Below are 11,535 nucleotides of genomic sequence, written 5' to 3'. Positions count from 1 at the left end.
AAGGGCTGATCTGAGAGATGAACAAAGACACCCAAATCGTTGAAACGGTCGCCGGGACATGGCTTCGCTTTCCAAACAGCTTCAAAAAGTCTCACTGTCTGGTAGAACTGCCCGATCAGATTTCATTGAACATTAATGTGAAAAACGGTAGCGTGAATGTGTACAAAAAAGACGGAAACCATGTGTACCAGTACATAGGCGATGTCTTTATCTCTTCGACGGGGAATCAGTTGCAATGCTCGGCCGTTTCGGCGCAGAATCCGGAAGAGGACAGATCTTTGCAGCAATCGGATGCCAGCTGAAAACGAATGAGCTTAAACAAAGAAGCAGCGCCCGTAGGATCGGGACGCTGCTTTATCACATTCAGACGGGCCAATTCATGAGGCCGCGATAAATGTGTAGCACGGTTTCTTCGTGACCGCTGTATACGATAACGGCCGCTGTAACGAACAACTGCGTCAAAGCGCAGCGGGCGTAGAAGTAAGTGCGGGATACCTTTTTCTTGTTGACCGTAGATTTTCCAAGCAGATTCTCCAGTGCAAGCAGCACACCGTGATACATGCCCCAAAGCAGATACAGCCAGCTGAATCCGTGCCATAAGCCGATCAGCACCATGATCAGGACGGATAAGCCCGCTGCGGTCCATTTGGTGGGTGCCTGCCGGGAGAAGAAGATAAAGATATGGTCGCGGAACCAATCGCCGAGCGTGGCGTGCCAGTTGCGCCAATACTGCGTCAAAGTAGGAGAAGAGAACGGCTTCTTGAAGTTTTCCGGGATGTTGTAGCCCATGAGCCGTCCGAAACCGACCGCAATATCCGAATAGCCGGAGAAATCAAAGAAGATCAGTACGTAAAACCAGACCATCAGAAAGAGCGACTGGTGGGTATGCAGATCCGGCTGCTGGGAAACCTGATTGAACACGTCCGTCATCCAGGTGACGAGCACGATCTTTTTGAACATGCCCAGAATGATCCGTTTGATGGCCTGTTCGGTCTGCGCAGCGTTCAATTGGTATGGCTGTTTCGTGTCGGCCATAAAGTCGCGGAATTTTAGAATCGGGCCGGACGTAAAGGTAGGAATAAATAAAATATAGTTAAAATAGTCCAAAACCGGCGTACGGGCGTCTTTTCCGAAGAAATAGGCGAAATAGAGCGCGTCGATGACCTTCAGGACATTGTAAATCAAGCCGAGCAGCATGACCGCGTCAAAAAGCGGGTTCGTGAACACCTCCATGCCGAACAGCCGCAGTGTGGACACCGCCGCCACATTGGCACCGATCAGCGTAATAAACCAGCCCTTGCGGAAGTGTCGGGTTTGGCACAGAAACAGGAAGGCCATGTAATTCAGCGATGTATAGGCCAAATAGAAGAAGAACAGCTTTTCGCTGAACAGCAGCAAAAAGCACAAATTGAACGCGAGCAGCAGATAGCGCTTATTGCTCGGCCAGCGGCGGGTAAGAACGAGCACAAGTACCATGCCGGTCAAGGCCATGACCGCGTTCATATTCAAATACCACATAACCTGACGCCTCCAAAATCAGAACCCTTCGTAAATGAACAGCCCTTTGCCGGTAAAATAAATGAGCACCGTGATGAGCATGGCGAGATACACGATCACTTCGAGGAGTTTGCGAGCGAAGCGAGCCATGCGTCCACCTCCTTCGTAAACACGGGAGCCCCCTCCTGGCGGCTCAAATGAACGAGATCATGAAAATATTTCGGATCGTATGTCAGCAGCGCATCAAGGACCGGTACGCCCGCAGCATTCAGACGGGCATTCACCTCTTCCTGCAGTCCGTGCATATAGGCGGGAAGCGGATAATCCGGGTTCCACGGCATCCAAACGACCCGAAGCGGCAGCCGATTTTCTTTACAGTAATCGATGATCCAATCCAGCGCCTGCAGGTTGTCTTTATAATCATGCCGGGACATCCAGCCGAATCGGCGTTCATAGTCGTTCCACTTTGTACGGAGTTCTTCATCGGACAGTCGACCGAAGTAAAGCTGTTTGTCAATCCAGCGCGGCTGGTAGGTGAACAGCTCGGAGCGGTTCAGCTCGACCGTGCCTTTGTACAGCTGGCGGACGAACTCCGTGCCGGAATCGCGAAAATAATCGCGGTACGCGTAGACGTAAGGCTGGTACCACGGCTTAAACCACTGGTAAGTAGGATCGGTTTCGAGGCTGTCGATCATCGTATGGACATCAATACCGATGACGAGCTGATCTTCCACATGGTAAAGCTGCCGCTCCAGAATAGCCTTCAGATCCGTCAGTTTTCCATAGGAGAGTCCCATCTCGACCAGCCCGGATTTCGATTCGGATTCGATATATGCCCCCGTCACCGCCGAATTGCCGTAGAATACAGGACCGTGGTTTACCCAGTCATGATGATAAAGCGTCTTTGTAAAATCGTTTTTATAAAAACGCCGCGACGATGCCATCGGGTCCCACCAGCTGATGAGAGCGTCCGACAGCACGAAAGCGGCCAAGAGAAGCAGCACAAAGCTGTTTTTACGGATAAAAGCGATCATATGGCTTAAACCACACTTTGTAAAAGAATGAGGCAGGCCGGTAAGGCCATAGCCGTTGTTCCGGTATGGAATCGACCGGCGCTGGATTATAGCGATTTCTGCTGCCAGGCGTGATACTGCTCGCGGAACGAGGCAGGCCACTTGGCTTCGTCCAGTCCGTACTGTGCCAGGAACGCAAAGGTCCAGCGCTCGATGCCGAATCCGACGCAGCCGGTTACGGCGTTGCGTTTGCCGAACTTGATGTTAAAGGCGTTGCCGAATGTATTGCTGTGGAAATTCACCGAGCTGCAGGCAATCGATTTTTTAAGATTCGGTATCGTCAGGCGAAGCTCGTATTTCATCTCCTGATTGCGTTGGAAGGAAGCCTTTACCTGGAAATCGTTCGTGAAGAACGGATCATTGGCGATCTCCAGCACGCTGTCCACGTTCCACTCCACGGCCAGCTCCTTGAGGTATTCGATCGCGCGAAGGCGGTTTTCCTTCACGAAATCAGGCTTTCCTACAAAGATGATCTCGCGCATGCTGAAGTCGAGCAGCCGTCCGAAATCGCTGTGGTTGCGCGATTCGAAGCGGTGGCATTTCGAGATGGCCGCCACGATCAAACCGTCGCCTTCCAGCGTTTCGTTCTGCAATCCTTCATAGCAGTGATAGCAGGTGGACGGATTCATCGTAAACTTCGGCGTCGGCATCGTGGCGTTCAAATCGAGCTTTTGGTCCTGCTTCCAGCCGCCTGCGTCGCGGATCGACTGCGAGAACGATTCGATGATATCCAAATCCTCGCGCAGATGCGTGAGAAAATGAATGTGTTCCGGAAACGAGGTGAAATGGTTCGTTTTGTTCAGCGTCTCACTGTGAATGACGGCTGGGTAATGCTCTTCCTTTACACCGTCGAAGCGGCCGGCCACTTTGGTCATAAAGCTGTAATCGAAAAAACGCATCAGGCTGGAGAACGGCTCGCGGAAAATGAACAGCCCCGGCTCCAGCACCTTGATGATTTTTCGATCGACAAGCTCGGCGATAATATCTCCCTCGTAAGGGGTGTCGGCTTTGTGCTCGAACAGGATATTCTCCTTAAAGCCGAAGTCGCCTTGGGAGAACCGGTCGATGAGCTTATGCACCCGTTCTTCGATGGCTGCATTGCCTTTGGGCGATTCGTGAACGATATGAATCCGGCCCGATTCAATCCGGATGTCGCTGATCGTTTCGTCGATGAAGGCGGCTGCGTATTTTAATTGTCCATGCTGGCTGGGGGCAAGATGCTCCAGAGATACTATACACTCCATTGTTCTTAATTCCCCTTCTTGTTCTGGATAAATGCAGCGATTTCGCGAACGGTATTCAGCGGGTACATCATCAAATCCTGGTTGGTTACCTGAATCCCATACGTTTGCTCGATATGCGCGATCAAAGCGGTAGCTCCGAAGGAGTCGATATAACCATAATCGAACAGGTGGACGTCCACCGTGAAGTCCTCGTCGTCGTCTTCAATTTCGTAGCGGCTCCTTATGTGCGCTTCTAACTGCTCTAACACATCCTGCATGGATAAAGCCTCCTTGATTGATATGGAATAACGTGGAACGGGCGCCTAGCGCCCGTAAGAGATTTCAATGGCAACCGGGTCGCCGAAATGGGTGACGGTATAGATCATGCCTGTTTCATCCCGGTCTACTTTCAGCTCTGGACCCGAGATGGTCAACGGCTGAGTGCTGCGCAGGCGAATCTGCTGCATGCCCGGCGCGTTCAGCTTCAACATCCGGCGTTCGCCGGATTTTTCCAGCTCATACGGGACGTTCGAACGAAGCAGGTGAAGCTCGGCTTCAAGGGCGCTTGCGCGCTCCTTCGTCACAAAGCGGACATTGGTCGTTTGGGGCGCTCCGAAATAGAGCTTGCCTTCCCGTGTGTCGTGCACATCGGCATCGGTGACCGCCTGCTTGTCTGCGTAAGGCTGCCCAAGCTCGACCGCAAGGCCGAGCGTGCCGGTATATTCGGCCGCATGCTCCGGCACTTCGCCGGTGTCCGGCTTCACACGGAAGCCGGGCTCGACCTGCATGCCGAGCATCTTCTTCAGCCGGTCCGCGATGACCTCGCGCCATGGCCGCTCAAGCTTAACGCGGGTCGTCATGGCGTTAAGGAAGGACCGGGCCATCTGCGTTTCAGTCATAAAGTTATAGCTGTAATCATTGCGCAGCCCGTCCAGGTAGCGGACAAATTCCAAGAGCTCCGGAACACGCACCGGAAAATGGTACTCGATATGCTCGAAATAATCGATCGGCAAATCCATGGCCGCATAGGCTTCGAACAAATCCTTCGTCGAGTACTGCGGGTCGGTGCGCAGCACCGGCGCCGGGGTATACAGCATCATCGGCTGCTTCAGCTCCGGTTCGCCCGCCGCGTTCGTCATCAAAAACGGCAATCCCCAGTTATACTCGACGCCCAGCCTCGGGTCATTCTTCGCGTAGGAGGGCTTGAAGCCAAAGTTAAACCAAATCCCCGCTTCCCGTTCGTTGCGCAGCGTCTGTGTGCGGTCGGGATGATTTATGCGCCAGGTATGCTGATTTGTGCCCGTCAGCCCCCAAGGAATGCCCAGCTTGTCGAACGCCTGCCGGTGCAGGGCGATCTCCTGCTTCTCCTGAGCGTCGCTTGTAAAGTTGTGCACGAAAATGTGAGGATACAATTCCAAATGATGCTTCTTGCTGTATTGAATAAATTCGTTTAGCTGGTCGGCGTAAGGAAATTTCGGGTCGTCAATCGTCGACGGCATGCCGAATTCCAATTGTCCGACAATGAGATCGTCCCGTCCGTCGGCGTTCAAGTCATACCAGAGTGGAACGGAGCTGTGTCCTCCGACCAGGGCGCGGCTGCCGAGCTGGTTCGTCGAGGCGGCCTCCATAACGCCGTGATCGAGCCAGGTGATAGCGCCCGGCTCCGATCCCCGCTGCAAGTATACGCGCAGGTCGCCTTCCAGGCCGCCGACGACGAGGTCGGCCCTGCCGTCCCCGTCCATGTCGCGGATGGACGGCGCCGCAAACGGCGCGGGCAGCTTGAACTGCACCGCGCCCGCAGCAAAGGCGAGCGCGCCGCCGGCGCCCCGCTCGCCGCGGTACAGCGTCACCCGGCCGTCGCCGTCCCCGACCACAAGGTCGGGGACGCCGTCTCCGGTGACGTCGCCCACAGCCGCCGCCAGCGGCGCGGCGGCACGCACAGGCTGCCCGCCTGCCAGCAGCGCGGCGGGCGCCGTGAACACGCCGCCGGCTCTGCCGTAGGCGGCGGCGAGCGTGCCGTCCGGCCGGCCGATCAGCAGATCCGGCCGGCCGTCGGCATTCAGGTCGGCCGCCGCGACGCTGGCGTACGACCCGACCTTCAGCGGCTCTCCGTTCTCGAGCCGCACGGGCGCCCGCTTCCCGAAGGCCGCGGGCGCTTTCATGCCCTCCGGCAGCTGCTGGCCGGCATAGGCGTCGCCTGCAGCCCCCGTTCCCGGGTACACGTATACGCTGCCGTCGGCCGAGCCGACAACGAGATCGACGTTACCGTCGCCGTCCACATCGGCCAGCGCCGGAACCGCGCGGTAAGGCAGCGTAATCGGGTCCCCCAGCGAACGGTACTCCGGATAAGCGGCCAATCGGATCGGGCCTTCCTCGTCCATAAGCCGGTTGCCGCTGGAGTAAAACGAATTCGGCGTCTCCCCGGCGAACGCAGGCTTCTCATTCGTGCCCGTGTTCAGGTGGACGACCACGGATTCCTGCCACCGCCCCCAAGTGAACGCGGAGCGGACGAGCGAGAAGGAAGGAATCTGGTTGTACTTGCGCAGCAGTTCAGCCCACTGGATGCCCTCGCCGTCGCGAATCGCTTCCATCGCCTCAAAATGATTTTGATACGCCATGGCCGGTCTTCCGTAAGGGCCCAGCGTCTTCTTTACGCTGTAGCCGAGCTTCACTTTAGAGATGAAGGCGGCATATTCGCTGCGCAGCAGATGGCTTCCGGCCGCGAACGTGAAGTGAAAATACGGCTCGAGCGGCAGCTGGCTCCGGTCAAAATACAACGCGCCGGGACGTTCTTTCTTAGCCGCGTTCGTCTCCGCGGCGAGCTGCTCAAAGCCCAGCCTGGGATCCATGCCGCCGGTCAGATCATAGCCCGTGATATAATAGCGGTTCGGCAGCAAAGTACCGCAAAAAAAGACGGTGCCCCGTCCGTACCGGTTCACCGTGTATAAGGAAGCCCCGTTCATCGAGACCAGCGTTTCCGCGGTGGAAGGAATAATGCCTTTGCCCCATGAGAACCGGCTCAAACTGCCTTCCGTATCATGCCGGAAGAAGGTATCCGCAAACGACCGCAGCAGCTGCTGAACGCCCTGCAGGTTAGTGTCCGTGTCCGGGTATGACCAAAGTGATGCGCCGGCGCTGACAGGAAGCGCACTGCGCTCAGGCACCTTCACATCCACAATTTCCTTGGCCCCCAGGAAAGCGGGCTCAAAATCGTCGGCAAATGGATTTTCAAGGAACAAATGTCCGCCCGCCTCGACATAATCGACCAGCAGCTTGCGCTGCGGATCGGTTAACGTTCCGTGCAGGGCCGGGTCTAACATTATCGTATCGTACGATTGGAGCTGTCGTGTGCTCAGCTTGTCCAAAGACAAGCGATCCAGCTCCAGGCCAACGACTAGCGTTTGCCGCAAATGCCCGTAAGCGGCGGTATCGTAAGCGTCGCCTTGCGTGGCGTACAGCATGCGTACCTTGAGCTCCTTGTCGGGCATGAACAGAACGAGCGCCAATATCACCGCCAGTAATCCGAGCAAGGCGACAACGGCGCTGCGCCGGTGGATTCGATTCAAAGTCATCCCTCAATTACCTTTGGGTTGCATTACCCTGACATTATAGCATGGATGGCGGGCTTTGTTAACTTTTGACCTCCGGTCCGGTCCGGCTTCCGGCCGAGTCTGCGGGGCTCCCGCGATCATAACGGCAACCGGGCCGGAACCGGGGTCGGCTGCCCTTATAAGATGAAGCGTCGCCCGAAAAGCCTTTCAAGGTGGGTTGAACGCAAAGGGGCTTTGGCCTGGACTGGATGGAGGTACCGTTTATCCTTGGGTCGGTTTCTGTTACACTAGAACAGTTAAGGTATTTTTTATTCGGAGGTTACTATTTCCATGAGCGAAATACGCAAATCAGATATAGAGCTGCTTGCTCCCGCGGGGGATTGGGACTGTATGCGAGCGGCGGTGGCGAACGGGGCCGACGCCGTCTTTTTCGGCGTAGAAAAATTCAATGCCCGGGCCCGGGCGAATAATTTTCATACGGACGAGCTGCCGGACATTATGTCCTTTTTGCACCGTTACGGGGTTAAGGGCTTTTTGACGTTCAATATCCTGGTATTTGAAGAGGAACTGGAGGATGCCAAGTCGCTGATCGAAGCCTGTATCGATGCCGGCGTAGATGCGGTGATCGTACAGGACTTGGGTCTTGTGCGGATGATTCGCGAGCTGTCGCCGGACTTCCCGATTCACGGCTCGACGCAGATGACGATTACCTCGCCGGAGGCGGTGGAATTCACGAAGCCGTTTGATATCGAACGGGTAGTGCTGGGGCGTGAAAACAACCTGAAGCAGATCAGGCAGATCGGCGAGCAGGCCAAGCTTCCGATGGAAGTATTTGTGCACGGGGCGCTCTGTGTGTCTTATTCAGGACAATGCCTGACCTCGGAGATGTGGGGCGGCCGTTCGGCCAACCGCGGCGAATGCGCCCAAGCCTGCCGGCTTCCGTACGATCTGATGGTGGACGGGGAGCATAAGCCGATGGGGGATGTGGCCTATCTGTTATCCCCGAAGGATTTGGCGGCGATCGAGCTGGTGCCGGAGCTGATTGAAGCGGGCGTAACCTCTTTTAAAATCGAAGGGCGGTTGAAAAGCCCGGAGTACGTGGCCAATGTGGTTTCGAAATACCGCAAGGCGATTGACCGTTACTTCGACGGAGAGAACCCGAAGCCGACCAAAGAAGAGCTTAGGGAGCTTGAGCAAAGCTTCTCGCGCGGGTTTACGCACGGCTTCCTGAAAGGAACGAACAACAAGCAGCTGGTGGAGGGCACATACCCCAAAAGCCGCGGCGTTTACCTGGGACGCGTGAAGCAGGTGCTGCGGGACGGTGTGCTGTGCGAGCTGGAGGCGCCGCTGAAGCGGGGCGACGGCATTTGCTTTGACGCGGGGGATCCGACCAAGAAGGAAGAGGGCGGCCGCGTATACGACCTGCGCCGAAAGGGCGTAAAGCTGGAGGGCGAAGCGCAGGGCGGTCTTGTTGAAATCGTGCCGGGCCGCAGCGATGTCGATCTGAGCCGCGTGCATGTCGGCGACCGGATTTGGAAGACCAACGACCCGCATCTGGACAAAAGAATGCGCCAGTCGTTCGAGACGGACAAGCCTTACCGTGTGTTCCCGGTTAACGTGAAGGTGATCGGAGCCGCAGGTCAGCCGCTGAAGAGCGTATGGACGGACGTGACGGCCAATCATACCGTAGTCGTAGAGTCGGAGCTGCCGCTGGCTCCCGCCGAGAAGAGGCCGATGACGGTCGAACTGTTCCGCGAGCAGTTCGGACGGCTGGGCGGAACGATTTACAAGCTCGACGGGCTTGAGGTTCATCTTGGCGGGGATTTGATCGTACCGATGCGCGAGCTGAACCAGATGCGCCGCCGGGCAGTGGAGCTGCTGCAGGAGTGGCGTGAGCGTCCTCGGGCTTACATCAAGCGCAGCGTGGATGTATACGGCGATACGCCTGTGCAGCCGGCTGCTCCCGCCACGCCTGTCGGCGGACAGGCCCGGGCGCGGCTGACGGCGCTCTGCCGCAGCCTCGACCAGGTGCAGGCGGCCTGCGCGATGAACGTCGAGCTAATCTATGCCGATTTCGAGTTTATCAAGCAGTTTCCTGCTGCCGTGGAGGCCGCCCGCGCCGCGGGCAAGCGCATCGCGCTTGCGACGCCGCGCATTCATATGCCTGGTGAAACGGGCTATTTCAAGAACATCCTGAACCTGAAACCCGATGCGGTATTGGTTCGCAATACGGGAGCGGTCTACTGGTTTATGCGCTATTTCGCCGAGCATCCATCGGAAGCCCGTCCGGAACTGATCGGCGACTTCTCGCTGAATGTCGCCAACCATAAGACGGCCGCGTTGTTTCTGGATGCCGGGCTCAGCCGCGTGACCCCGTCCTACGACCTGAACATTCAGCAGATGGTCGATCTGCTGCGCCGTACGGATACTTCGCGCCTGGAGATCGTCATCCATCAGCATTTGCCGATGTTCCATACGGAGCACTGCGTCTACTGCACGTTCTTGAGTCCGGGTACGGACTACACGAACTGCGGCCGGCCGTGCGAGGAGCACCGCGCGTCCCTGAAGGACCGCGTCGGCTTCTCGCATCCGGTCCGCGTCGACGAAGGCTGCCGGAACACCGTGTACAATGCGATCGACCAATCCGGTGCGGAATACCTTGCGAACTTCATGGAGCTGGGGGTGCCTTCATACCGTGTGGAGTTTTTGGAGGAATCGCCCGAAAAGGTGCAGGAGGTGCTCGGATTGTACGAGCGCGCTCTGCGCGGCCAGATCAGCGGCACACAGGTGTGGAAAACATTGAAATCGACCAACCAGCTCGGCGTCACGCGCGGGCAGCTGGTGAAATAGCCTTACTGCTTATAGAAACCGCCGCCTCGGCTTTGCATAAAGCCGGTGCAGCGGTTTTTCCTTTTATACCAAGCTGTTTTTAATCGAAGGGCTGTCAACCACATCCTGATCGAAGACTAAGTTAAACGGTACATAGGCCGGCGACCAATCGCCGTTTTCCTCGCCAAAGCCCATATTCTGTTTGGTGGATAAGAACAGATCGACTTGTTGAACGGGCCGGAAGCTGAGATTGCTCCCCCGATCCAGCACGTTGGCTTTAAAACCTAATAAATTCACCATCATCGGTGCGAAAATCATCGGTATTCCTCCCCGGGCGCAATGAGTGCGGAGCGCTGCAAAGCAGGTGAATCCACCTGATCCCTGTCGTCGACGAAATGCCGGTTGCCCGCGAAGCTCGCCTCATCGCCGTAATTTTGTCCATAGCCCTGCAAACGTTTGTCCGAATTCGTCCATTCCGCTAAAAAAATTTGTCCTACATTCACCGCCGAGGCATTTTCGATGGAATTAATCTTTAAAATGAAAATACTATATAATTACTGTGGAAATGTCCCATCTCTCGAATGGCTGGAAATCGCCAAAAATTTTACCGGAAACGCTTTTGAACGGACATGTTTGACTAGTCCTATCTTATTCACTTTGACGAATCTGAAATTGGTTTCTGATGGATAAAACACGGGGGACATCCTCCTTTAACGACATGTACCGGCGAATAGGACCGTACCTTAGTCCATGCTATAGTCCATTCTATGTGAAACGGGGTGATTTCATGTGGCCGTTCTCCCGATCAAATCGCGGGTTTTTACCCAAGGACAAACCTTATGCCCATTTGGAAAGGAGAATCGCCGAATTGGAACGCAAGCTGCAGGAGCAGGCTCAAACCAAGCCGGAAGATCCGAAGCCGGCAGAAGCGAAGCCGACGGTCGTTATCGAGCATATTGCGATCGAGAAGCTTATCGTGGAAAAATGGGATCACAGCAACAATTTCGGTGCCCTGGGGATTAAAGAGCTGGAAGGGAAGCTGAATATCGGCGTGAATTATTCGGGCCCGATTGACGGCGAGGGGATCAAGGATTTGTTTCCGAACTCCAAGAAGCAGCCGGAGAGCAAGGGGAACCCTCCATTAAAGCCAAAACCGGGCTTCAAGGACGGCTCAAAGGGGCCAAGCTGTACGATTCGGGGGAAACCATTGTAAATGGGCAAACGAGAGCGGTGCTGTAGAGGAAAGCCTTCGGACTTTTGGGTCTGAAGTTTTTTTGTCCGGGTCATGGACGCAAAATTTTAATCCAGATTTCAGGTTCGATTAAGGTTTTATTATACATGGGCTTGTATATTGTTTGTGGT

General features: G+C 55.7%; 10 protein-coding genes. 3 read left to right on the top strand and 7 right to left on the bottom strand.

Annotated elements, in window-relative coordinates; all coding sequences use genetic code 11:
• Nucleotides 1–17 precede the first annotated feature (17 nt).
• Nucleotides 18–302 (top strand): hypothetical protein, encoded by a 285-nt coding sequence (locus tag EXW96_RS24495; RefSeq protein WP_054820281.1) that lies wholly within the window; start codon nt 18–20, stop codon nt 300–302.
• Nucleotides 303–363: 61 nt separating this feature from the next.
• Here EXW96_RS24495 and EXW96_RS24490 read toward each other — a convergent pair whose 3' ends face one another.
• The 5 genes from EXW96_RS24490 to EXW96_RS24470 all read right to left on the bottom strand — a co-directional run bounded on the left by EXW96_RS24490 (nt 364) and on the right by EXW96_RS24470 (nt 7,365).
• Nucleotides 364–1,518 (bottom strand): MBOAT family protein, encoded by a 1,155-nt coding sequence (locus tag EXW96_RS24490; RefSeq protein WP_174351627.1) that lies wholly within the window; start codon nt 1,516–1,518, stop codon nt 364–366.
• A gap of 95 nt (nt 1,519–1,613) precedes the next feature.
• Nucleotides 1,614–2,531: a hypothetical protein gene (locus tag EXW96_RS24485; protein WP_137670901.1), complete on the bottom strand. Its 918-nt coding sequence runs from the start codon at nt 2,529–2,531 to the stop codon at nt 1,614–1,616.
• Nucleotides 2,532–2,617: 86 nt separating this feature from the next.
• Nucleotides 2,618–3,814, bottom strand: coding sequence for a class-II aminoacyl-tRNA synthetase family protein (locus EXW96_RS24480; RefSeq protein ID WP_074729036.1), 1,197 nt, complete (start codon nt 3,812–3,814; stop codon nt 2,618–2,620).
• 5 nt (nt 3,815–3,819) lie between these two features.
• A complete protein-coding gene (locus tag EXW96_RS24475) occupies nt 3,820–4,071 on the bottom strand; it encodes an acyl carrier protein (RefSeq protein WP_054820280.1) in 252 nt (83 codons plus the stop codon).
• Between the two features lie 45 nt (nt 4,072–4,116).
• Nucleotides 4,117–7,365 carry an FG-GAP repeat domain-containing protein gene (locus EXW96_RS24470; protein WP_174351626.1) on the bottom strand — a complete coding sequence of 1,083 codons (3,249 nt, stop codon included), beginning with the start codon at nt 7,363–7,365 and terminating at the stop codon, nt 4,117–4,119.
• 309 nt (nt 7,366–7,674) lie between these two features.
• Between EXW96_RS24470 and EXW96_RS24465 the strand changes: the two genes are divergently transcribed.
• The gene (locus EXW96_RS24465; protein ID WP_062410103.1) at nt 7,675–10,194 is read left to right on the top strand and encodes a U32 family peptidase; all 2,520 of its coding nucleotides are present in this window, start codon (nt 7,675–7,677) and stop codon (nt 10,192–10,194) included.
• Nucleotides 10,195–10,257: 63 nt separating this feature from the next.
• On the opposite strand, the gene EXW96_RS24460 is transcribed toward EXW96_RS24465, so the two are convergent.
• Nucleotides 10,258–10,491: a hypothetical protein gene (locus EXW96_RS24460; RefSeq protein WP_174351625.1), complete on the bottom strand. Its 234-nt coding sequence runs from the start codon at nt 10,489–10,491 to the stop codon at nt 10,258–10,260.
• The gene (locus EXW96_RS24455; protein ID WP_174351664.1) at nt 10,488–10,712 is read right to left on the bottom strand and encodes a hypothetical protein; all 225 of its coding nucleotides are present in this window, start codon (nt 10,710–10,712) and stop codon (nt 10,488–10,490) included. Before EXW96_RS24455 ends, EXW96_RS24460 begins: the two co-directional genes overlap by 4 nt.
• 329 nt (nt 10,713–11,041) lie before the next feature.
• Here EXW96_RS24455 and EXW96_RS24450 point away from each other — a divergent pair, with 329 nt between their 5' ends.
• Entirely contained in the window at nt 11,042–11,386 is a 345-nt protein-coding gene (locus EXW96_RS24450; RefSeq protein ID WP_137670906.1) for a hypothetical protein, read from the top strand.
• Nucleotides 11,387–11,535 lie beyond the last annotated feature (149 nt).

Origin of the sequence: Paenibacillus sp. JMULE4, from assembly GCF_013337105.1 — a bacterium.
GTDB classification, from domain to species: domain Bacteria; phylum Bacillota; class Bacilli; order Paenibacillales; family NBRC-103111; genus Paenibacillus_G; species Paenibacillus_G naphthalenovorans.
Note: the sequence above shows the minus strand (reverse complement) of the source record. Positions and strands in the feature narration are given on the sequence as shown.